Annotated in this window: 17 protein-coding genes and 2 pseudogenes; 10 read left to right on the forward strand and 9 right to left on the reverse strand. The window is 60.9% G+C overall.

Going from position 1 to position 22,684, the window contains the following annotated elements; all coding sequences use genetic code 11:
- From AC1DS3_RS30915 to AC1DS3_RS30925, 3 genes are all read left to right on the forward strand, one after another.
- Window positions 1-580: SDR family NAD(P)-dependent oxidoreductase (locus tag AC1DS3_RS30915; protein WP_477128629.1), on the forward strand; the 580-nt coding region annotated here is incomplete at its 5' end.
- 34 nt (window positions 581-614) lie between these two features.
- Window positions 615-911: a YciI family protein gene (locus AC1DS3_RS30920; RefSeq protein ID WP_441641609.1), complete on the forward strand. Its 297-nt coding sequence runs from the start codon at window positions 615-617 to the stop codon at window positions 909-911.
- A gap of 102 nt (window positions 912-1,013) precedes the next feature.
- Window positions 1,014-1,787: an SDR family NAD(P)-dependent oxidoreductase gene (locus AC1DS3_RS30925; RefSeq protein WP_477128630.1), complete on the forward strand. Its 774-nt coding sequence runs from the start codon at window positions 1,014-1,016 to the stop codon at window positions 1,785-1,787.
- Between the two features lie 275 nt (window positions 1,788-2,062).
- Here the strand turns inward: AC1DS3_RS30925 and AC1DS3_RS30930 are convergent, their stop codons facing one another.
- The 5 genes and pseudogenes from AC1DS3_RS30930 to AC1DS3_RS30950 form a co-directional block, all read right to left on the reverse strand.
- Entirely contained in the window at window positions 2,063-2,377 is a 315-nt protein-coding gene (locus AC1DS3_RS30930; RefSeq protein WP_441637370.1) for a hypothetical protein, read from the reverse strand.
- A gap of 72 nt (window positions 2,378-2,449) precedes the next feature.
- The gene (locus AC1DS3_RS30935; protein WP_477109602.1) at window positions 2,450-3,610 is read right to left on the reverse strand and encodes a porin; all 1,161 of its coding nucleotides are present in this window, start codon (window positions 3,608-3,610) and stop codon (window positions 2,450-2,452) included.
- 149 nt (window positions 3,611-3,759) lie between these two features.
- Window positions 3,760-6,888, reverse strand: coding sequence for an efflux RND transporter permease subunit (locus tag AC1DS3_RS30940; RefSeq protein ID WP_477128631.1), 3,129 nt, complete (start codon window positions 6,886-6,888; stop codon window positions 3,760-3,762).
- Entirely contained in the window at window positions 6,885-8,000 is a 1,116-nt protein-coding gene (locus AC1DS3_RS30945; protein ID WP_441637364.1) for an efflux RND transporter periplasmic adaptor subunit, read from the reverse strand. The genes AC1DS3_RS30940 and AC1DS3_RS30945 overlap by 4 nt, the downstream gene beginning before the upstream one ends.
- 117 nt (window positions 8,001-8,117) lie before the next feature.
- Window positions 8,118-8,366 (reverse strand): annotated as a pseudogene (locus AC1DS3_RS30950) (TetR/AcrR family transcriptional regulator); the annotation flags it as partial.
- A gap of 88 nt (window positions 8,367-8,454) precedes the next feature.
- Here AC1DS3_RS30950 and AC1DS3_RS30955 point away from each other — a divergent pair.
- The 5 genes and pseudogenes from AC1DS3_RS30955 to AC1DS3_RS30975 all read left to right on the forward strand — a co-directional run bounded on the left by AC1DS3_RS30955 (window position 8,455) and on the right by AC1DS3_RS30975 (window position 13,427).
- A complete protein-coding gene (locus tag AC1DS3_RS30955; RefSeq protein ID WP_477128632.1) occupies window positions 8,455-9,915 on the forward strand; it encodes an efflux transporter outer membrane subunit in 1,461 nt (486 codons plus the stop codon).
- Between the two features lie 91 nt (window positions 9,916-10,006).
- Window positions 10,007-10,669, forward strand: a complete 663-nt coding sequence (locus AC1DS3_RS30960; RefSeq protein ID WP_477128633.1) for an SDR family NAD(P)-dependent oxidoreductase — start codon at window positions 10,007-10,009, stop codon at window positions 10,667-10,669.
- Window positions 10,670-10,716: 47 nt separating this feature from the next.
- Window positions 10,717-11,451: pseudogene (locus AC1DS3_RS30965) on the forward strand (MFS transporter); the annotation flags it as partial.
- Window positions 11,452-11,786: 335 nt separating this feature from the next.
- On the forward strand, window positions 11,787-12,629 hold the full coding sequence (locus AC1DS3_RS30970) for an SDR family oxidoreductase (RefSeq protein WP_441637356.1): 843 nt from the start codon (window positions 11,787-11,789) through the stop codon (window positions 12,627-12,629).
- Between the two features lie 36 nt (window positions 12,630-12,665).
- Window positions 12,666-13,427 (forward strand): SDR family NAD(P)-dependent oxidoreductase, encoded by a 762-nt coding sequence (locus tag AC1DS3_RS30975; protein WP_441637354.1) that lies wholly within the window; start codon window positions 12,666-12,668, stop codon window positions 13,425-13,427.
- 566 nt (window positions 13,428-13,993) lie between these two features.
- Here the strand turns inward: AC1DS3_RS30975 and AC1DS3_RS30980 are convergent.
- Window positions 13,994-14,908, reverse strand: coding sequence for an AraC family transcriptional regulator (locus AC1DS3_RS30980; RefSeq protein ID WP_477128634.1), 915 nt, complete (start codon window positions 14,906-14,908; stop codon window positions 13,994-13,996).
- Window positions 14,909-15,620: 712 nt separating this feature from the next.
- Here AC1DS3_RS30980 and AC1DS3_RS30985 point away from each other — a divergent pair.
- Together AC1DS3_RS30985 and AC1DS3_RS30990 are read left to right on the forward strand one after the other, a co-directional pair.
- On the forward strand, window positions 15,621-16,094 hold the full coding sequence (locus AC1DS3_RS30985; protein WP_441637350.1) for a (2Fe-2S)-binding protein: 474 nt from the start codon (window positions 15,621-15,623) through the stop codon (window positions 16,092-16,094).
- Between the two features lie 10 nt (window positions 16,095-16,104).
- Window positions 16,105-18,354 (forward strand): xanthine dehydrogenase family protein molybdopterin-binding subunit, encoded by a 2,250-nt coding sequence (locus AC1DS3_RS30990; RefSeq protein ID WP_441637348.1) that lies wholly within the window; start codon window positions 16,105-16,107, stop codon window positions 18,352-18,354.
- Between the two features lie 92 nt (window positions 18,355-18,446).
- Here the strand turns inward: AC1DS3_RS30990 and AC1DS3_RS30995 are convergent, their stop codons facing one another.
- From AC1DS3_RS30995 to AC1DS3_RS31005, 3 genes are all read right to left on the reverse strand, one after another.
- Complete coding sequence (locus tag AC1DS3_RS30995) at window positions 18,447-18,599, reverse strand: hypothetical protein (RefSeq protein WP_477128635.1); 153 nt, start codon at window positions 18,597-18,599, stop codon at window positions 18,447-18,449.
- A 167-nt stretch (window positions 18,600-18,766) separates the two neighbouring features.
- Window positions 18,767-19,846 carry a thioredoxin family protein gene (locus AC1DS3_RS31000; protein WP_477128636.1) on the reverse strand — a complete coding sequence of 360 codons (1,080 nt, stop codon included), beginning with the start codon at window positions 19,844-19,846 and terminating at the stop codon, window positions 18,767-18,769.
- 405 nt (window positions 19,847-20,251) lie between these two features.
- On the reverse strand, window positions 20,252-20,731 hold the full coding sequence (locus tag AC1DS3_RS31005; RefSeq protein WP_441637342.1) for a JAB domain-containing protein: 480 nt from the start codon (window positions 20,729-20,731) through the stop codon (window positions 20,252-20,254).
- Window positions 20,732-22,684 lie beyond the last annotated feature (1,953 nt).

Genomic DNA, 22,684 nt, shown 5'->3' on the forward strand with positions numbered 1-22,684 from the left:
GGTGAACAACGCTGGCTACATGGTGACGGGGCTGGCAGAAGAAACACCTGTCGAGTTGGGCAGACAACAATTCGAAACCAACTTCTGGGGTACGGTCAAAGTGACGAATGCCTTGCTGCCTCGTTTGCGGGCACAGAAGCATGGGCAGATCATCACGGTCAGTTCCATCGTGGGTCTGATTGGTCCACCTAACCTCTCGTACTACACGGCCTCAAAGCACGCCGTCCAAGGCTACTTCAAGTCTCTGCGGTTCGAGCTGGATCAGTTCAACATCCAGGTCAGCATGGTTGAGCCGGTGTGGTTCAAGACCAATCTCGCTAACAACGCTGTTTCCCAAACAAGTGGCCGAATTGCTGACTACAACGCCTACCGCAAGCAAGCAGACGCTGCGACACAAAAGGGCATCGACGGGGCGGAAGCGCCCGACGCCGTGGTCAACACCATCACCAAGCTGATTGAGACCAAGAAGCCGAAGTTCAGCAATCCAGTTGGAAAGATGACCGGGATGATCCTTTTCCTACAGAGCTACGCGCCCAAGATGTTTGAAGGGTCAATTCTGAAGAGCGTGGAAACAGCTTGAAGTACGCACTCCCAAATCTTTGACAGGAACCGTCATGAAGTACTACCTGTGCAAGTTCGTCCCCCCTCGCGCTGATTTTCTGACCACCATGTCCGCCGATGAGAAGAAATGGATGGCGCAGCATGGCGCCTTCATGAATGAACTTCTTGATCAAGGCCTGATCGTGGCGCACGGTCCGGTGATCAACGATGGCGACGGTTATGGCGTTTCGCTTTACCAAATCGCCGACGACCAAGATATCGCCTCTTTTACTTCACAAGACCCCATCGTGAAGAACGGCGTCGGTCATTACGAGCACTTCAACATGCTCACCTTGACCGCGCGCGGCTAACCTCTTTCCCTCTCGTCGCAGAACATCTCTACATGTGATGCATTTTGCATTGCTCGCCAGCAGTTCACTGAACCGTTGGAGACTGACCAGGATAAATTTGCTATGACTACCGCTCTTATTACAGGTGCCTCCAGCGGCATTGGTGCTGTCTATGCGCGCCGTTTCGCCGCTCGCGGCCATGATCTCGTACTCGTCGCTCGTGCCACCGACCGTCTCAATGCGCTGGCAGAGGAACTTGGCCAGGCGCATGGCGTGGCAATCGAGGTTCTCACGGCCGATTTGACCGATTCTGCGCAACTCGACAAAGTCGCACGGCGTCTGCGCGCACAGCCGGCGATCGACATCCTCGTCAACAACGCAGGTGCAGGCTTGATCACCAGCTTCGAGCAGGCTGATCCGACAGACATGAAAAGGCTGCTGGAACTGAACGTCCACGCGCCCACGATGCTCGCATCTGCAGTCATTGGCGGAATGGTCAAACGCGGCGGTGGCTCCATCATCAACATTGCGTCGGTGTTGGCGCTTCTGCCTGAGTATTCCCAAGGCATTTACGCTGCGACCAAATCCTACGTGCTCACTTTCTCGCAAAGCTTGGCAGCAGAAGTCAATGCCAAGKGGGTTTACATCCAGGCGGTTCTGCCAGCGGCGACACGCACCGAGATTTACGAACGGTCCGGTGGAGACATCAGCAAGGTGCCAGACGTCATGGAGGTCGATGACCTCGTTGCTGCGGCCCTGGTGGGCTTTGACCGCAAAGAACTGGTGACGATTCCGCCGGTGCCTGAGGCGTCCGCATGGGACGCGTTTGAGCAAGCCCGCGCCACGCTCGCTGCTGGTTTCTCGAATGACAAGCCTGCCGCCCGCTACCGCGGCTGACGCCTCGAACGAGGCAATCCCCTGCGGAATCTTGATGATCCCTGTTGTCTGATATTTATGAGGAAACAATTGGCTGTCATGGAGCCAACGTAATTGAAACAACATGATAGTCGCACGCCAGTGTCGCAGAAGTGCCCGTGTGGGACATAGTTGGGAAAGCAATCGTATATAAAAAGACCGCCTGCCAAGGTCGAGAGAGCACGGAGGTAACATGGGCAGGCGGGTACAAAATTTTTCCGCTGCTTATGCAGCGCCCAACATGGGAAGCAACGAGTTCAAGTCAAGCAGTTACTTAGCGAATCGCTGTCGGTCGATTGCATGTCGAAGCCAGCACCGAACGTGTCGAGCACCTTGAGCTTTGCGGTGTCCACATGTGAATCGGGCATGCCAGTTCGCGTGCCGTCGCTGAACGGATCAAAGGCTCCCCACTTCGTCGCACTGCCATTGGCGTCCAACTTGACATGGAGCGCAACGTCCACCCGAGGGCGTCCCTTTTCGCCCTTGCTTCCAGCGGGCGCAACCGTTGTGAAGCTCGATGCCACCAGCACCGCGACGGCGAACCCACTAAGAATTTCCGACTTGGTAATCATTTTTCGCTCCTTGAGGCAAATACCATCTGAATAAAACGCCGAGAATTCTTGTAAGGCATCTCAAAGCACCACTCAAAACGTGTGACGGATTCCAAGCCCTACCCCGAGCATGGAGGTCTCACCTGCACCGAGGGCATAGCTATTCCCTGTCCCCAGACTGTTGGCATAATTTACGGCGCTATTATCAAGATTGAGTCCCGCGTTCTTTGCGAAAGAAGTTACGACGTAGGCACTTGTACGCTTGGAGAATGAATAATTTGCGATTGCCGTTACTTGCCATGGATTGCCCATTTGCGATTCACCCACTCTTCGGTGAATCTTGTCGTACGCATACTCCAGAGTTAAATCCACACTCGGTTTCAACTTGTAGTTTGCGCCGATCCAATAGAAATCGTCTCGCAGGATTTCACTTCCGGCCCCATCTCTATTCTTTCCCCAGCGGTACCCGGCCATTAGCTTTGCAGGCCCCGCAGCATAACTTCCGGCAACCGCGAGTTTTTTGAAACCTCCCGTCCCGTTCACCATGCTCGGATTGAATTCGTCAAAGGCCAGTGCGGCTCCAAAACTTCCACCAAAATAATTCACTCCAACGCCATACGCAGAGTCTCTGCGAAATTGCCCCGGAACCTCTCCGGTTCCTGTGAGCGGGATTGTGCTTGGCGCGGTGGCGGGTAACGCAAGACCTGTTCCAAAGGACCAATGGGCACCGATAGTGAAGGGACCGAAAGCACCGCTATATTTCGCCGTGTTGTCTTCTCGATAGGCCGGACCAAGAAGAAGTACGGTTGGTGAGTATTGCGTTGCGTAGATCGTTGGTGAAAAATTCGCAATGGAATCGAACAGCGATGTGTATTGACGCCCGAATGTGAATTTTCCGAGTGAGCTGCTTTGCACTCCAACGAACGCCTGGCGGCCAAAAAGTCGACCCTGCATCTGGGTTCCGTTATCGAGACTAACGCCGCTCTCAAGGACAAAAATGGATTGCAGACCGACACCAATATCCTCTGTGCCGCGAATCCCCCAGCGCGACCCGGACAGGCCGCCAGAATCCATTCGATAGACGTTTTTTCCGGGCCCACTATTGAACCCATTGCTTGCCAATGGCACCGTACCGACGTGATTTGCGTATTCCATGCTCATATCTGCAACGCCGTACAGGATAACGTTAGACTGAGCCCAAGTCATGCCAGAAAATAGGCTCAAGGAGCCCAGAAGAATTGGATTTACCTTCATATTTTGTCTCCTCACTACGATTTTTGTGACCTCTCGCGCAGCAGCACGCCTTGGGTGGAGGCCATGCACCCAATGTCCCGTCTAAAAGTCGCTTTAATGCAAGTGGATTGAAATCAAGGGGCCATGCGGCGGAAACATGCCCTCGCGATTCAATATGACTCGGACGCCAGTTGTCCGGTGGCCTGCACGGTCTCGTGTCGATCACGCTGCGCATCGGCCGCGCTGCCGGGCCGGATCCTGAACCAGATCGAGTACATGGCCGGCAGGAACACCAGAGTCAAGATCGTCCCGGCAAACGTCCCGCCGATGAGCGTATAGGCGAGCGCGCCCCAGAACACCGAATGGGTCAGCGGAATGAAGGCCAGGATGGCGGCCAACGCGGTAAGGATCACCGGCCGCGCACGCTGGACCGTGGCTTCCACAACGGCCCTGAACGGATTCAACCCTTCATCTTTGTTGTGCTGAATCTGCCCGATCAGGATCAGCGTGTTGCGCATCAAGATGCCCGACAACGCAATCAGGCCAACCAACGCGTTGATGCCGAACGRTTGCCCGAACAGAATCAGCGTTGGCACCACGCCAATCAGGCCGAGGGGGCTGGTCAGGAACACCATGACCATCGCCGGAATGKACCGCACCTGGAAGATGAGAATCAGCAGGGTGACTGCCAGCATGATCGGGAACAGCGGCAGCATGGCCTTCGTCGCCTTGCCCGATTCTTCAATGGAACCCGCTTGTTCAATGCGGTATCCGTCAGGCAGTTTCTCGATGATTGGCTGAAGCAGCGCGCTGACGGCTGTCGAAACGTCGGGCGGTTGCAGGCCATCGGCAATATCGCCTCGCACCGTGATCGTCGGCATGCGATCGCGCCGCCGAATGATGGGCTCTTCCATGCGCACATCAATCTTGCCCACCTGCGAGAGCGGAATGCGTTGCCCGTTGGCGCCTGCCAGCGTGAAGTCGCCGATCTTGGTCGGATCCAGTCGGATGTCGCCGGCCGAGCGGGCGGTCACCTGCACCGTGCGGATGTCCTCGCGCACCGCCGTCACCGGAATGCCGTTGAGTAGGAATTGCAGTTGTTGCGCGACGGCGCTGGAGGTCAGCCCCACGGCCTGCAAGCGGTCCTGCTGCAAGGTGAAGTGCAGCGTCGGTACGCGCATCCCCCAATCGGTATTGACCGTGCGCATCATCGGGCTRGCGTCCATGACTTGCCGAACATCTGCCGCGATGCGGCGCAACGTCTCCGCATCGGGGCCGGTCACGCGATAGGCAACCGGGAACGGAGAGTACGGACCGAACACGAGCTGCGTGACCCGTACGCGCGCCTCGGGGGCAAGGCCGTCGGCAATCGCCCGGCGCAGGCGCTGCTTCAACGCGTCACGCTCTTCCTGGCTGTCGGTGCGGACCACGATCTTGGCGAACGACGGATCCGGTAGTTCCGGCCCCATCGCCAGATAGAAGCGCGGCGCACCCTGGCCAACGTAAGCCGTCACAATCTTGGCTTCCTTCTGTTTGGCGAGCCAAGCCTCCAGCTTTGCGGTGGCCGCGCTGGTCTGGTTGATCGATGTTCCATAGGGCATCTGCACCTCGACCAGCACTTCAGGCCGATCCGAAATTGGGAAGAACTGCTTCTTGACCACCGCCATACCGAGGATGGCCAAGGCAAAGAGCCCGACGACCGAACCCGCGACCAGCCATTTGCGCGCAATCACACGCCCGAGCAGCGCACGGAAGCGGTTGTAACGCGGAGTGTCGTAGATCGCATCGTGGCCGCCTTCGACCTTCTTGAAGTCGGGCAGCATCTTTACGCCTAGGTAAGGCGTGAACACCACTGCGACCACCCAGGACGTGATCAGCGCAATGCCGACGATCCAGAACATGTTGCTGGTGTATTCGCCCGCGGTGGATCGCGCAAAGCCATTGGGCATGAAGCCGACGGCGGTCACCAGCGTGCCCGACAGCATGGGCGCCGCAGTGTGGCTCCATGCATATGCCGAAGCGGCGACGCGGCTGTAGCCTTCTTCCATCTTCACCACCATCATTTCGATGGCGATGATGGCGTCGTCCACCAGCAAGCCGAGCGCCAGAATCAAAGATCCAAGTGTGATGCGGTCGAAGTTCTTGCCTGTCGCAGCCATCACCACAAAGACGACCGCCAGTGTCAACGGCACGGCCGCGGCCACCACCAGGCCCGCGCGCCAACCCATGCTGACGAAGCTCACCAGCATGACCACCAGCAGCGCGGCGAAGAACTTGAGCATGAACTCATCGACGGCAGCGGCGATGTTGACTGCCTGGTCGGTCACCTTGGACAAGCTCATGCCGAGCGGCATGTCAGCGTTGATGGCGCCCACCTCCTTGTCGAGCGCCTTGCCCAGGTCCAGCCCGTTCCAGCCTTCGCGCATGACGATGCCCAGCAGCAAGGCAGGCTGGCCACCATTGCGCACCATGAACGTGGCAGGATCCTCGTAGCCACGCTTGACCGTGGCAATGTCCGACAGCTTCAACGTTCGGCCCTGCGATACAACCGGCGTATCGCGAATCTTCTGCAGCTCGTCGAACGCGCCGTCCAGACGGATGAATACCTGCGGCCCTTTCGTTTCCACCGAGCCGGCTGCCGTCAGCGCATTCTGGCTGTTGAGCGCGGCAAAAACCTCTTGCGGACTCACGCCCAGCGTCGCCAGCCGGTCATGGGAAAACTCGACATAGATGCGCTCCGACTGCTCGCCGATGATGTTGACCTTCTTCACGCCGGGCACGTGCAGCAAGCGCTGACGCAGCGTCTCCGCATCTCGCACGAGCACACGTTGCGGTTCGCCCTGCGCCTTGAGCGCAAACAACGCAAAGGTCACGTCCGCATACTCGTCGTTGACCATCGGCCCGATCACGCCGGGCGGGAGGTTGGCCACCTCGTCGCTGACTTTCTTGCGCGCTTGGTAAAACTCCTCCTGCACTTCCRACGGCGGCGTGCTGTCGAGCAGGGTCAACGTGGTGAACGCCAGGCCCGGCCGCGTGTACGTTTCCGTGCGGTCATACCAGCGCAGCTCCTGCATGCGCTTTTCGATCTTCTCGGCCACCTGGTCTTGCATTTCCTGCGCCGTCGCGCCGGGCCACGCGGTGATGATGGTCATCACCTTGACCGTAAACGCCGGGTCTTCCGCGCGGCCAAGCTTGAAGAAGGAAATGAGACCCGCCAGAGAGATCAGGCAGATAAGGAACAACGTGATGGCGCGCTCGCGCACGGCGAGCGCCGATAGATTGAAACGACCTTGGCTCACAGGCGCACCCCCGCGATGGCAGTCCTGGCACCTTGCCCTGCCACACGGACTTGCTGTCCTTCACGCAGCAGTTGTGCGCCAAGCGCGACGATCCGGTCCCCTTGCTTGACTTGGCCAGCAACCCGAGCGCTTTCGTCGCCGAGGCGCACGATGGTGACGGATCGCCACGACACCTTCGCCGGATCACCCTGGATGACCCACACACCCGGGCCCTTGCCGGCGTCGAACACGGCACCAAGCGGCACCTGCAGATCGCCTTGCACGGTGGTAAGCCGATCGGGAATCTGGATCGTCACGGTGGCGCCCAGCGGCGCATTGGCCAGTTCCCCATCCAGCACATAGCGCGCTTCGAACGTGCGGGTAAGCCGATCGGCAGCATCCGACAGTTGCCGCAGCTTGGCAGGTACACCGGCGCTTTCCTTACCGAAAAGCGTGGCTTGTGCGACAGAGTCGATCGCCGGCCGCAACGTTTCCGGCAACTGGACCACCGCTTCACGTCGGCCAGCGTGGGCCAGCCGTACGACGGCTTGCCCTGCGTTGACGACCTGGCCGGGCTCGGCCAGCGTCTCCATGACCACACCTTCACCATCGGCAACAAGCTCTGCGTAACGGCTGGCGTTACGCGCAACATCGGCCTGCGCTTCCGCTGCGCTCAGCTGGGCTTTGGCGGCGTCCGCCGCAGCCTTCGCTTGGTCATAGGCCGAGGCGGAAATGGCGCCAGTTCCACGCAGATCGCGGTAGCGGGCTTCGTCTTCCGCCGTCTGGTGCGCGCGCGCTCGCGCGGCGCTCACGGCTTCTTGTTGTGCGTGCGCGGCGAGCTTCAGATCGACAGGGTCGATGCGCATGAGCGGCTGCCCGCGCTTGACGGTCTGCCCGGCATCCACAAGCCGCTCCAACACCTTGCCGGGCACGCGGAACCCGAGATCACTCTGCACCCGGGCAGCGACGACCCCCGTGAATGAACGCGACGCGGAAGCGACGGGCTGAACGAACGCGGCACGCACCAACGGTGCCTCGGTGCGCGGATCGGCAGGGGCCTTTTCGCCGCAAGCGCTCAAAGCGAGCGACAACGCACCAATAACGATAGAGGTAACAAAGCAACGAGAAAGCATGAAAGCCCCATCGACAAGATGATCTGGGCTTTCATTCTGGTTCCCGTGACCACTTTAGTCAATGGTCACACTCAAAAAATCTGCGCGTCAGGGGGAAAGACTCCGAAGCACGAGGCTGGAGGCATTCACGTCGGCCTCGATGTCGCGCAGGCAGTTGGCGCAGATCATCTCGCCAATGGCCTGCTTGGACTCGAAGAACTTGTAGATGTAGGCCTTGGAAAAMCCRATGGCCTTGGCCAGATCGGAAACGGCGGTCTTCTCGTAGCCGTAGCGGCTGAAGTGCTCGGTGGCGGCGGCAACGATCTGGTCTCGCACGTCATGGTCCGCCGGGCCACGGGCGGAAACGGGGTAGGGGGTGGTCTTCATAGGCTCCAGCTTACGCGAGTCGCGATAGTTGAACAACGCGTGACCATTTTGTACTATAGTCACAAAAACCTGATGGAAGACATCCTCGATGTTGCCAAAACACTCCCTTATGGCCCTCTTCGCTGCCAGCCTGGCGACCGCTTGTGCCGTCGGCCCCGATTATGTGACGCCCAATGTGCCACTTCCCCGACAATTCCAGGGCCAGACAGCAGTGGAGCAGCGGACAGCCAATGCCGAAGCCGATCTGCCTGCGTGGTGGGCTGGCTTTGGCGATCCGCAACTTACGCGGTACGTGCAGCTCGCGCTGGAACAAAACCTGGACCTTGCACAGGCCTTCGCCCGCGTCACGCAAGCCCGTGCGGGGCTTGGCGCTGCCAATGCCGCGTTGCTGCCCTCCGGCAATGTCACGGGCCAGGCCGCGCGTGCGTACCAGTCCGTCGAAACCCCTTTGGGCCGCGTCTTGAATTCGCGGCCCGGCTTCGACCGCTACGGCAACGCTTTTGAGGCCGATGTTGGCGCAAGCTGGGAGTTGGACGTTTTCGGCGGCCTGCGCCGCGGCCGCGAGGGGGCACTTGCCGACTATCAGGCCTCCCAGGCGGGCGCAGTCGCCACACGGCTGGCCGTGGCCGCACAGACTGCCGATATCTACATCACCATCCGCGGCTTACAGACGCGCTTGAAAGTGGCCCGCCACCAGGTACAGACGCAAGAAGAATTGCTCTCCACCATCAACCTGCTGTACGGCAAGGGACTGGCGGCCGAGCTTCAAGTCCGGCAGGCCGAAGGCGCACTCGCTCAGGTTCGCGCTTCCATCCCTCCGCTTGAGGCTGGCCTCGATGCGGCGATGAACGCGCTGGATGTGATGCTCGGCTCGTTGCCGGGCACGCACCGGGCGGAGCTTGCGCAAGGCGGCGACATCCCGGCCGCCCCGCGAATTGCGATCAGCGGATCGCCAGGCGAATTGCTGAGGCGCCGCCCCGACCTCATCGTCGCCGAGCGCCGGCTAGCGGCTTCCAACGCGCGCATCGGTGTCGCCATAGCTGAGTACTACCCGAAGTTCTCGCTCAGCGGCCTGCTCGGCAGCGCTACATCGGTGGGCGCCGGCAGCCTGTTCGGTAGCGGTGCCAGTCAATCTGCCGGCGTGCTCGGTCTGCGCTGGCGCCTGTTTGACTTCGGCCGTATCAACGCGCAGATCGATCAGGCCAAGGGGCAAGAGGCGGAGATGCTGGCCGCGTACAAGCTCGCCGTGCTGCGCGCCACGGAGGATGTGGAAGACGCCTTCTCTGCTCTCGTCAAGCGCGAGGAGCAAGCGGCCATGCTCACACAAGGCGTGGATTCGCTTGGCCGCGCGCGAAATGCGTCGTTTGCTGCGTATCAAAAAGGCGTCGTCAGCCTGATTGAAGTGCTGCAAGCCGACGAAAGCCTGTTACGTACGTCAGACGCGCGCGCGCAGGCGCAAACCGAATCAGCGCGCGCTGCTGTCGCGGCATTCAAGGCGCTGGGCGGTGGGTGGCAGCCCGACGAATCGACCGCCATTGCTAGCAAATAGTCACCCCCGCGACTGAGGCTGCGCATTCAGCACGGTTCATCGCTCGAACCTTTACCGCAGCACCGATCCACCCATACCGAAAGAAACTGCCATGTCGAGTTCCAAAGTTGTCGTCGTTACAGGCGTGTCCTCGGGCATCGGCCGCGCCACCGCCGCGAAGTTTGCGCTGCGGGGCTCCCGGGTATTCGGCACCGTGCGCAACCTCGGCGCGACCGAAGAGACGTCGATTGCCGAAGCGCAGGCGCTGTTCGACACCAACGTGTTTGGCATCTTGCGTACCACACGAGCCGTATTGCCGCACATGCGTGCGCAACGTTCGGGAAGAATCGTCAACATCAGCTCCGTGCTCGGCTTTCTGCCGGCGCCGTACATGGGTCTCTATTCGGCATCCAAACACGCTGTGGAGGGGATGTCCGAGACGTTGGACCACGAGGTGCGCAAGTTCGGCATCCGTGTGGTGCTTGTCGAGCCCTCGTTTACCAAGACCAGCCTGGATACCAACGCCCCCCACGCATCTTCCAAGTTATCTGCCTACGACAACGAGCGCAGCGTCGTTTCGCAGGCGATTCAAAGAAGTGTCCAAAAAGCACCGGACCCCGATGGCGTCGCGAGCACGGTCGTCGATGCCGCTCTCGGCGCGTGGAAGATGCGCCGTACCCCCAAAGGCGAGGCCTCCCTTCTGAGCAAGCTGCGCCGCTTCATGCCGGCAGGACCGGTCGGTGCGAGTCTGCGCAAGACGTTCGGACTCTCCTGAAGCGCGTTACCGGAAACAGATCTGGCACACATCATCGGAAGAGTCCTATGACAAATCCAGACAGATCAGCAACCGGGGGCTCTGCCTCGCTTGCTCCAGCGTTGCCGGATGCACAGCTCAACACCGCATCACCTTGGCCGGTGTTCTGGGTCGCCATCGTGGCGGTGTTCCTTGTCTCGATGGCCGGCACGATGCTGTTCGCCACCTTCAGTGCCTTACGTGCGGGGTTTCCTCAAGCCACTGGGGCAGATCTCTTCTGAGTGCTCAATGCCTACACTGTCGCCTACGCTGCAACGCTCACTCCGTCTGGCGGGTTGGCAGATAAGCACGGGCGAAAAAGGGTGTTTCTGGCCGGCGTAGGGCTGTTTCTGGTGGCGTCGGTTGCGTGTGGTTTGGCTGTCAACGTAGGGTGGCTCATTGCAGCACGCGCGCTTCAGGCCATCGGCGCTGCGTTGCTGACGCCCGCATCGCTCTCGCTCGTGCTGGCGGYATTTCCAATCAGCAAGCGCGCGGTGGCGATCAGTCTATGGGGAGCGGTTGGTGCTCTGGCTGCTGCGGTGGGGCCAAGCCTTGGGGCATTCGTGATCGCATCGATCGGCTGGCAGTGGGCCTTCTATCTGAACGTGCCCTTAGGCCTAGCTGCCATGTGGCGCGGTGCGACATTGCTCACCGAGACAAAACAGCACACCACCAACCGCCCGCTTGATCTGTTCGGAATGGGCCTACTGATCATCGGGACGGGCGCTTTGAAGGATCTCCGTGTAGAAGAGTCACCCTCTTTCCTCGCTCACTAGTGGTCACCAGTCACGGGCTCCCCCCACTATCCAAGCCGTCATCAGCGGCATGAGGATCCGTCGTTTTAGGCAACAAATACGACGATCCATGCACGCAGTTCGACCCCAGACCGGACACAATCGGGGTGCATTCAAAGGGTAAGCACACTGATGTTTGCCTGACGATCACATCTGATGACGTTGCCCTAGGGCGAGGCGGATGCAACGCACTTGTGAGCTCGCCAGACACTACCGCGGCGTTCACCTTACTCACGACGCCTGAATCACCACCACTAGCGCGGACATTCGTGATCACACAGCCACGAAGAACAGAGAGGAACACCATGACTGATAAGAAAGTTTGGTTCATCACCGGCGCTGGCCGTGGGCTGGGCGTAGACATTGCCAAGGCGGCGTTGGCCGCTGGCCACGCCGTCGTCGCGACCGGCCGCGACCCCGGGAAAGTCACGGCGGCAATCGGCGACCACGACGACTTGCTGGCCATCAAACTCGACGTCACCCGCTCGGAGGACGCCCAGGCCGCGGGCGCGGCCGCCGTCGGCAAGTTCGGACGGATCGACGTGCTGGTCAACAACGCCGGCAACTTCCACGCCGGCTTCTTCGAGGAGCTCAGCCCCGAACAGGTCCGCAACCAAATCGAGACGCTGCTGTTTGGCCCGATGAACGTCGCCCGCGCCGTGCTGCCGGTGATGCGTAAGCAGCGCTCTGGCTTGCTGCTCACTATCTCCTCGACAGCCGGCATCGCCGGCGGAATGTTTTGCTCGGCGTATGCCGCCGCGAAGTTCGGCATCGAGGGATGGATCGAGTCGCTCGCGCCAGAGGTTGCGCCCTTCGGCATCCGCACGATGCTTGTCGAGCCCGGATTCTTCCGGACCGAACTGYTGACCGCCGACTCCACCACGTACGCGCAGCCTTCCATCGACGACTATGCCGAGCGCACGAGGGAAACCGTCACTGCCTGGAGTGGCATGGACGGCAAACAGGCGGGCGACCCAGCCAAGCTCGCCGACGCCATTGTGCAGCTCGCCGGACTCGACGAGCCGCCGGCCCGCTTCGCTGCAGGCGCCGATGCTGTGCAGACCTTCGAGGTTAAGGCCAAGACCCTTCTCGACCAGGCTGATGCTCATCGCAAACTGTCTTCTTCGCTTGCCCACGACGACGCCTGACTATCGTCTTCACGTCAATTCGTACAGGACATACTCATGGCATCATCACTCGCTGGCACCGTCGCACTCGTCACCGGAACGAGCAGCGGAATCGGCTACGCCACAGCCCGGGCTCTCGCAACTCAGGGCGCATCCGTCGCCTTGGTCGCCCGCCGCCAGGATCGGCTGGATGCCCTCGCCGCGCAGGTCGAGGAGGCAGGCGGGACCGCCCTCGCTGTACCCGCCGACATCACCGAGCGTGCCCAGGCCGAGGCGGCGGTTCAGACGGTCGTCGACCGGTTCGGACGCCTTGACATCCTCGTCAACAATGCGGGCCTGATGCTGCTTGGTCCCATCGTTGGTGCGAATCCGGAGGAATGGGAGCGGATGATCGCGATCAACCAGAAGGGCCTGCTCTACATGACGCATGCGGCCCTTCCGCACCTGGTGGCCGCCGCCGAGGAAGGACCACGCCGGGTCGCCGACATTGTTAACATCTCGTCGATCGCTGGTCGTGTCGCATGGGCCAACTACGGCGTCTACAACATGACGAAGTTCGGCGTGAACGGGTTCACCGAATCGCTGCGGCAGGAGATCACCAAGAAGCACGTGCGAGTCGGTGTGCTGGAGCCCGGAGGCGTCGACACGGAGTTGGGCTCGCACAACAGCGGTGCGATGCGCGAAAGCATTGACGCCTTCTACGAGACCACGGAGGTTCTGCAGGCCGAGGACATCGCCGATGCTGTCGCCTACATGGTCACCCGGCCGCGCCACGCGTCCGTGAGCGAGTTGTGGATCATGCCGACCGACCAGGCCTAGCAGGTTGCTGAAAGACCATTCCCGTTACGAAGCGAGTACATTGAATTTCGTCTGTGCGTTACCGCGCACAGTCCACCTCGATCCAAAAGTGAGCGTTCTATGCTCGCGAGATCATTACCGACGAATGGAGGCAACGATGAAACAGGCTCTCTCCGGTTTTGCCCTCGCAGCATGCGCGCGTTGTCAGTCCGTCGTGGCGGAGGAAATTAAAGGGGATGCCTACGACCGATGCGTTTTCAGGAGGCAAGAACCCGATTCGACAACTGCACCAACGAAGGCCGGTAGAGCACGAACGAAGCCACGAAGAGCAGAGAACGAAATGAACGCTGGGAGACAGACGTGGTGGACTGCTATCGCTATTACAAGGGGTAACGCCGAGTTCTCACACCGGCACGTCGCTTCTACTGAAGGTCAGATAGCTGAGATTCCCGCCGTACGACGCCGTTTCATGGCGGTGCCTATTCGATCCGTGAAGTCGTAGCGCGCGCAGATCCTCGGCATGAGGGCTGTCCGATCGATAGCCTTGACGGAATCCTCCAGTGCACCTCTCATCAGCTCTATGGCGTTCAGCTCAGTCTCATGCGCTTGATATCGCGTTGAGGTGGGGCGCCGAAAAGGCGGCTGTATTCGCGATTGAACTGTGATGCGCTTTCATAGCCCACAAGGCCACCGGCGTAGCCCGCGTCGAAGTTCTGGTTGAGCATCAATTGCCGTGCTTCCTGTAGACGCAACTGTTTCTGGAACTGCAACGGGCTCATGCCAGTGATGGCACGGAAATGTTGCCGGAAGGTGGACGGGCTCATGCGTGCGCGAACCGCCAATTCGTCCACATGCAGCGACTGAGTGAAGTTCTGCTTAAGCCAGGCCACGGCCTTTGCAATCTGCTGACTGGGGGAGCCGGCAGCAACAAGGTGCTGCAATTGTGGGCCGTGTGGCCCCGTCAGCAAGCGGACGGTGATTTCCTCCTGAATCAGTGGCGCCAGCCGAGGAATCAATGCCGACTCGTCCAGCAATTCGACGAGCCGGATCAGGGCATTGACCAATGCTGGGTCGAGCTTTTCGATCGTAATGGGGTGACAAGAGCAGTCTCTCCCCGGTCGCSGCAAATCCATTTCGGAAGCGATCTCCATGATGGAACGGACGTCCAGTGTCAACATGAGACCAAGAAAAGGCTCTCGCATGCTGGCCTGCGTGACGTGTGCGAGGACGGGCAGATCGATGGTCGTCAGCATGGACTGACCCGGTCCATAGTCGACTACTTCCTCCCCGAGCGTGATCTGCTTGCCACCCTGCGCGACGACGCCCAACCCCAGGCCGTAAATGCAGTGCAATGGCTTGGTGGGCATCTTGCGACAGTGGAGCGTCAGTGCCGGGATCACGGTGGTGTGATCGCCATCGGTTTGAGCAAATCTTCCGATGGCCTGAGCCAGAACATTCATCATCGTGACCCCTGAAAATTGTGGCCCTTCACGCTTACTCAAACCGAACTCTGCTGTAGCCAAGTCAGACGCAGTCTAGCATTCGTCAGCTTCGCCCACGCTCACTTTTGGCGGCGATACGTCAGTTTAGGCAAGAAACCAGATGAATCCGGCAAGCGCGACCGCATCGTTGCCTCCCCGATATACCAGTACCAGGCTTGCGACGACTTTCTGAATAATTGGCACCACACCCCTACACCATGCTTGCTTGTGGCGGCGTGGGTCTGCCGGCCGTCGAAGCAACCGCCTCGCGCCGGGCGGCGCATCACGCCCGAAAACGCTGCTCTGTGGAGCGATGCGCACGTCGAGGGCTTCACTTGTATCGCCTAGACGATCAAGGACGCTAGTGCCGTGCCTGCCACACAGCTTGGCCCGCAGGCCATAAGGCAGGCTCCACTCCATCGTGGGACGGCGGTCTCCCACTGGACAAGTCTGACGCTCGATCCTGCGAGCCTGTCGCGAGACTGATCGGTCCGGCATGAAATCGTCAAATTAGACAAGACGTTGGGCGGATTGAGCAAACAGTTCAGGGGGCCTTCCTTCAAACTGGCTACCGTCGCTATTGTTACTTTCCCCCGAGCCTGCCAGATGCTGAATCAAGAGCGCTCAGGGTCCCGCACGGCTAGGCGCGTCATCCGAGCTCTTTGATGCGGGCGCTTGCGCCGTGAGCACATGCCATTCGTCTTCTGACACAACCTACGGAGAACCCTCCTCCATGAGCACACTCAACGTCAACGGCCGTAAGCACACGGTCGACGTCGATCCCGGCACGCCCATCCTCTGGGCGCTGCGCGACGGGCTTGGCATGACTGGCACCAAATTCGGCTGCGGTGCTGCCCTATGCGGCGCGTGCACCGTGCATCTGGACGGCCAGGCCATTCGCTCGTGCGTCACGCCGGTCTCTGCTGCCGAGGGCAAGACCATCGTCACGATCGAAGCTGCCACCGATGGCAGCGACCGGGTCGGCACCGTAGTCCATGCAGCCTGGGTCAAACACGACGTGGCGCAATGCGGTTACTGCCAGAGCGGCCAGATCATGAGCGCTACCGCCTTCCTCAGGTCCCTGCCTCGCGGGAAGCAACCCAGCGCTGCCGAGATCGACGCCGCCATGGCGGGCAACATCTGCCGCTGTGGTACCTATCCCCGCATTCGCGCCGCGGTGGCCGATGCCGCCAAGGCCCTTGCCTGAAGGATTCGCTATGTTGCCTAGTCTCGATCACGGCGAAATGCCGCGCAATCTGCAGCGGCTGCTGGCGCGGAGCCAGAGCGACGGACCCGCCATGCTGCCGCGCCGCAGCTTCCTGAAGCTGGCCGGCTCCGTCGGCTTGGCGCTTGGTGCATTTCCGCATCTGGCCATGGCACAGGCCGCCAGTGCCGGCGGCGCCGCGAGCACCCTGAAGCCGACACAGCAGCCATTGGCGTTTGTGCAGATCGCCCCCAGCGGCGAGGTCACCGTGACAGTCAACCGACTGGAGTTCGGCCAGGGCGTGCAGACTGCCTTGCCGATGATCCTGGCTGAGGAGCTCGACGCGGACTGGAGCCTGGTGCGCAGCCGRCACGGCTCGAACGACGCTGCCTACGTCGACCCGCTGTTCGGCATTCATCTCACCGGCGGTTCGCATTCGGTCAAGAACAGCTTCACGCAGTACCGCGAGCTCGGCGCCCGTGCCCGCGCGATGCTGCTGTCGGCGGCGGCAACGCGCTGGAACGTGGACGTGGCCTCGCTGCGCACCCGCGCGGGGGTGGTGTTGGGTCCGGGTGGCCGCACGCTGAGCTACGGCGAACTTGCCGAGGCCGCCATGGCGTTGCCGGTGCCGGCGAAGGTCACGCTGAAGGACCCGAAGGACTTTCGCATCATCGGCAGTCCCACCACGCGCATCGATGCGCGTGCCAAGAGCAGCGGGCGCCAGGACTTCGGCATCGACACGCGCCTGCCCGGTCAGCTCACGGCCGTGGTGGCACATCCGCCGGTGTTTGGCGCGCAACTGACTGCAGTAGACGACAGCGCCACACGAGCCATCAAGGGTGTCAAGGCAGTGTTGCGCGTGCCGGTGGACCGTGGTGGCGAAGGCGTGGCCGTGGTCGCCGACGGCTACTGGGCGGCCAAGCAAGGGCGCGAGGCGCTGAAGCTGCAATGGAACACGACCGCGGTCGAAAAGGCTGACAGCGAACGGTTGCTGGCCCAGTACCGCGAGCTGGCGGTGCAACCCGGCCGGCGTCAGTTCGACGCCGACATGACGCCGCTGGCCACCGCGCCGCGCCAGCTGGACGCGGAATTCGTGTTCCCCTACCTGGCGCACGCGCCGATGGAGCCACTGAACTGCACCGTCCAGCTGTCCGACGAGCGTGCCGAACTGTGGGTCGGCTCCCAGTGCCCTGGACTGGACGGTGCCGCTGCCGCGCGCGTACTTGGCCTCAAGCCTGAGCAGGTAAAAATCCATGTGCAGATGGCGGGCGGCGGCTTTGGCCGGCGCTTCGCGAGTACGAGCGACTACGTGGTTGAGGCCTGCGCAATCGCCAAGGCCGCGCGCGCCGCCGGCATGATGGCATCGATACGCACGCTGTGGAGCCGCGAGGATGACATCAAGGGCGGGTATTACCGCCCGATGCACCTGCATCGGGCGCGCATCGGCTTCGACCAGCAAGGCAAGGTGCTGGCCTGGGATCATGTCATCGTTGGCCAGTCCATTACCTCGGGCACGGTGTTCGGGGAATTCCAGGTGAAGAACGGCATCGACGCCACGGCCACGGAGGGCATGCGCGACCCCTACCCGTTACCGATGCGCCTAACCGTACACCACCCCACGCCCAACGTGCCGGTGCTATGGTGGCGCAGTGTCGGTTCCACCCACACTGCTTACGTCATGGAGACACTGCTCGATGAGATTGCGCGCGCCACCAAGCAAGACCCGGTGGCTTACCGCATGCGCCTGTTCAGCGACAAGCATCCGCGCCACAGCACTGCGTTGCAACTGGCGGTGGACAAGAGCGGCTACGGCAAGAAGAAGAAGCTACCCGCCGGCCGCGCCTGGGGGGTCGCAGTGCACGAGTCATTTGATTCCGTGGTGGCCTATGTCGTGGAGGCCTCCGTTAAGGACGGTCGCCCCCAACTGCATCGCGTCACCGCCGGCGTGCATTGCAATCTGGTGGTGAACCCTCGCACCGTGGAAGCACAGGTGCAGGGCGCGGCAGTCATGGGGCTGTCGATGTGCCTGGAGGGCTCGGCCATCACGCTGAAGGACGGTGTCATCGAGCAAAGCAACTTTGGCGACTACACGGTGGCGCGCATTACCGACGCCCCCGCATTCGACGTCCACATCGTGCCAAGTGCCGATCCACCGACGGGCATGGGCGAGCCTGGCCTGCCGCCGTTGGCTCCGGCCTTTGCCAACGCCATTGCGCGCCTCACCGGCAAGCCGCTGCGCCAGCTTCCCTTCAAACTGGCCTAATTGCCCCCCGACGGCAGACGGGCCTTGCCTGCTGCTGTCGGCGCGTGGCCATCCGCCCCGGGGGCATCGATTCCGGACTTTGCGGTCTCGGCTCAGATCGGCTCCAGCGGCATAACGATGGCGCGCTGCGCCACGCACTCGCATGCAAGGCTCGCTTCCGGTTGGTGGTCGCCGGCAATCACAGTACCAGCCATCACCTGATTGCGCTCAAGCACCTTGACCTTGGCGGTCGCGTCGAGMGACACGAGCGGATCGGTCGGCAGGCAAGGGCCGCGAGCCCGCGATGCCTTCGGCGAGGTTGCCGGCCTGCTGCCGGCCCGCAGCCCACTGCGGCGATCGCCTCGAGCGACGGGCCGTCCGAACACGCGAAGGCGGTGCGGTCGCCCGCCCTCGCGTGCACRCCGACAGCCGATTACTTCGCGGCTACGCGCAATAGCGATAGCAGAACGGCCGCAACATGTGCGCAGATCGCGGTGATAGTTGCCTGTTTAAACTTGCACCACGCGTCATAGCGCGCCCAGAGCTCTGGCTGCGCCACGCGGCGTTCGCGCTCTTTGAGACCCAGGCGGTCGGACAGTTGTGCGTACCACTCATCGCGGGCAGAGCCCTCATCCTTCGGCCGATCGCCCAGTGCCTCCCGAACTTGCTCAAAATCTTCATCAAGCATGCCTGTGATGCGCGTCGCTTCCGCCTCGCTCCACTCCGGATACTGCCGATAGTCTCTTACCGCATACTCGATCACTAACGGCAGCACGTCCCTTGCCATGCCTTCATCGATCAACGATACAGCCAATCGCTCGAGTTCCACGCTCATGCGCGAATCCAGGCCAGACCCCGTCAAGAGCACTGTCTCGCGTTGCAGGGCTTCCCAGTCTGCCAATGCAACGCGTTCGCCGACGTGCTCGCGCTGATGCCGCATTTTGATCTGCATACTGGGAATGCTCGCAATACCGTTGGCGAAGTATTGCGTGATTTCCCATGGCGATGTGTATAACAGGTGGTACAGCGCCTTGGCTGCGACTGTCCCCAGATCGGCCCCAACCGGCATGGCGTCGACGATCTCAAGTGTCTGTGCCKGGGCAATCTTCTCGTCAGTATGGGATTGAATCCAATACAGCGTGTCAAGCAGGTCGCCCAATGCCGCCGGTACGTCCACAATCGCTTCAAATTGCTCCTCATCTCGGGAGAGGCGTGCCGACGGTAGGTATTCCTCTTCCTCGGTACATTCGCGCAGGCGGGCGAGTCCGGCTGCCTTGACAGTCGCGTCGCCACCGAAACTGTTCCAACTCTTTAATACACGAACCGTTTGCGACGACGCATCCAGGTTTTCGACAGATGCGCGCTCCAGTGTTGGCACTGTCAACCCCAGTTCGCGAAACCATCTTTCCATCATCAGTCGCAGCCGCATCGTCGACGGGCCGATCAGGCGGTCGTATTCCTTGCCCGCTCCCACGTTGGCGACGTGATCGAAGCGGCGTCCCAGCACAACCATCTATTCCAGTCCTACGTTCAAGAATGGCTGGGCGCCATTCGTCGCCAGTTCGACCTGAAGTACTGGCCTTCCCCGAGCGAGTTCTTGCAAGCGCTGGCATCCGACGCCGAAAAAGCCGTCATGGGGCCACGAACCCCTTGACGGCCGCTGCCGCAGCGGCAGCGCGCCCATCCGGGCCGACTTTTTCAAGGCACTGTTCGCTAACAGTGCGAAGAACTACGGCCAACTGCCAAGGGGCTTCAAGCTCACCGATCGAACGCTGGCCTCGTTGGCGAACGGTGCATTGGGTCTCGGCCCTGACGATCTGGTGGACGATGCGTATATGAAGCGGCTTCGCCGGCGCGAACGTAGCGGGACCAAGTCACGGCGCCGGGCGCAGCAAAAAGGGGGCCTTGGCCCCCGAGGTTAGAGCAGTTCACGCTCGGCGAATGACGCTGTGGCATTGCCAGCGACGATGATGTGATCCAGTGTGCGTACGTCCACCAACGCCAGCGCATCCGTGAGCCGCCGGGGGTTCCCGCTCGGATGGTTGTGCGAGAAGATCACCGCTGCCGCGTTGAACCGCAGCGCCTCTTTCACGACTTCGCGCGGATGCACCGATGCGCTGTCGATGGTGCCGCGGAACATCTCGACATACTCGATCAGCCGATGCTGCGAGTCCAGGAACAGTACCGCAAAGACTTCGTGCTCAAAGCCGGCCAACTTGGTGCTCAGGTACTCCTTGACCAGCATCGACGACGTGAAGGGCGTGCCCCGCCGCATTTTCTGGTCGATGACCTGGCGCGCCGCCTCCAGAATCTTCTCCACCGACGCCGGCAGATAGCGCCCCTGCGCGTCACGCACCAGCAGCGAGGAATCGAATGAGGAAAAGGACAGTTGCGACATGATCGTGCTCCGGTTGCTCGGGCGGAATTGCMCGGAACCGCGTCCAGCACGGCGCAGCGCAAGCGGTCACAGGGTCGAAGACGGCCACGGCCGCAAGCGCCCAAAGCGCGCAGCCCTTGACGGCGAGAACGCCGTGATACGGTGAAGGGACCAGCAAGACCGCCTATCCACCTCCAACGAAGGCAAGGATGGGCAAGCGGAGCGCGCAGGCCCACAGGGCCGGAGGCGTCAGGGATCAAAGCCGAATGGCCGCGACTCGGCACGAGGCGCAGGGCGCAGCCCGCGAACCCGACGGCGGCACGCCGGGACGCCCGGGGAGAACCGTTGAAATTGCTTGAAAGCGAACACCGTTGGTGACTAGCTGATCTTCAGCCACTCACCAGCGAGCTCTCGATTGTCTAGAGGAAATGACTCGACTGGTCAGGGCGGTAGCAGAACGAGACGCTACCAGGTCGGCCGAACAGCAGCCGCAAATGAGCGAAACGCGGTCCTCCCCTCGCGTTTTCTCCACAGCCCTTGACATGGCCCGGGCGATTCTCGGGATGCGGACCAGGCGGAGCACTCCAACCGGATAGACGGATAGCTTGGAAGGAGCGCGCCTGATGCGGATAGCGTTTCCCAACCATAAGCGGGGTATTCAGTCGGCCTTTGCGATTGCCAGCGACAGGCACTCTCGCCTTAACACGGCCCGCTCTCGCCAACTGCCGAATGCGACGAGACCTTCGGCCTGAAGCAGGTGGCCGCTAGCATCCGCAGAGAACGGGCATCGGCGAAGGAGCCAAGGTGATAGCGATTGGTGGTGTTTGGGCTGGAAATGTTAGTGATTACTTTCGCTATGGCGGCTACAAGATGTCTAAGGTGTCATTGATTGGTCCAGATTCGCAGGCTTCCGGGAGGTTCGCGGAAGTATGCGTTGGGCTATGGTGATATCCGTTGGTGAAGTCCTGGCCGATTCTGGGCGACGTCAATTCACCTTTGTGAGTGACCGCTACCGCTGTAACCCTTAGATAAACGTTCAATCAACTTGAAACAGGACCTAAGGTGGTACCGGTTGGTGGATCTGGCAACCGTCGCGGGCCTCCAAGGGACCGCCAACGCTCTCTTACCCAAGGCAAAGTGGTAGCGATTGGTGCATGGTGCGGTGCTACGCCGGTGAGCTACATTCTTTTATATCAATAGCTTACAAGCTCAATCTTAGAATTAACACGAAGTAAACTGACGAATCGCTATCTGTACCAATCGATTACACCTTCGCAGCTAGGAGCACCAATGGATAGCACCTTGGTGTCGCCATTGCTTTAGGGCGCCACCAATCACTACCACTTTGGGCGGTACGACAGGATGGAGCGACGCTAACTTCGATTTTTTATCAAAATAATCAATAGGTTACATACTTCACCTATTTTTCCTGCGCCAGCGGTGTCAGACCAATCACTTACACCATAGCGACCCCGGGGCTCGTCGCTCCAACTCGAACGGATTCCACCTTGCTCCTGCGTCACCGAGGCCACCGGCGAGCAGATCACACCAATGGATGACACTCTTTGTGAGGCTTCCCTGGCGTGTGCACACCAACGAATACCACCTTGGCTCGTTACCCTAACGTTCGAGACTAACGAAAAGCCATCGGACTAGGCGAGGGGCGTCATTTTGCGAAAGGCAGTGTGGTCGACTAGCAAAGCATACCAATCACTACCACCTTGCCTCGTCTTCCCGGTACCAATCGATTACACGTTGCAGGGCAAACTTGCTGGCGACTTGCCGGCTAATTTGGCACTGGCATTGACGATCGGACCAGCGGCTGCCGTCTTGCCCGATCCCCTGATTGCACAGGTTGTGCGGCGTCGGCCGTCATGTGAGCTTTGTCGGATCTCCGTTGGCGGGCCTTTGCGCCAACGAATGTACCCGGTCGCCTGGTTCACTCCAGTTAGGTAAAGCTCGATGCATTCGAGC

The organism is Cupriavidus sp. 01L46 (assembly GCF_056399905.1).

What these genes read in the sequence shown, in the direction of transcription:
- AC1DS3_RS30975 (WP_441637354.1), top strand. Translation starts at nt 12,666, where the DNA reads ATGGCATCATCACTCGCTGGCACCGTCGCACTCGTCACCGGAACGAGC.
- AC1DS3_RS30930 (WP_441637370.1), bottom strand. Translation starts at nt 2,377, where the DNA reads ATGATTACCAAGTCGGAAATTCTTAGTGGGTTCGCCGTCGCGGTGCTG.
- AC1DS3_RS30985 (WP_441637350.1), top strand. Translation starts at nt 15,621, where the DNA reads ATGAGCACACTCAACGTCAACGGCCGTAAGCACACGGTCGACGTCGAT.
- AC1DS3_RS30960 (WP_477128633.1), top strand. Translation starts at nt 10,007, where the DNA reads ATGTCGAGTTCCAAAGTTGTCGTCGTTACAGGCGTGTCCTCGGGCATC.
- AC1DS3_RS30945 (WP_441637364.1), bottom strand. Translation starts at nt 8,000, where the DNA reads ATGCTTTCTCGTTGCTTTGTTACCTCTATCGTTATTGGTGCGTTGTCG.
- AC1DS3_RS31005 (WP_441637342.1), bottom strand. Translation starts at nt 20,731, where the DNA reads ATGTCGCAACTGTCCTTTTCCTCATTCGATTCCTCGCTGCTGGTGCGT.
- AC1DS3_RS30920 (WP_441641609.1), top strand. Translation starts at nt 615, where the DNA reads ATGAAGTACTACCTGTGCAAGTTCGTCCCCCCTCGCGCTGATTTTCTG.
- AC1DS3_RS30955 (WP_477128632.1), top strand. Translation starts at nt 8,455, where the DNA reads ATGTTGCCAAAACACTCCCTTATGGCCCTCTTCGCTGCCAGCCTGGCG.
- AC1DS3_RS30935 (WP_477109602.1), bottom strand. Translation starts at nt 3,610, where the DNA reads ATGAAGGTAAATCCAATTCTTCTGGGCTCCTTGAGCCTATTTTCTGGC.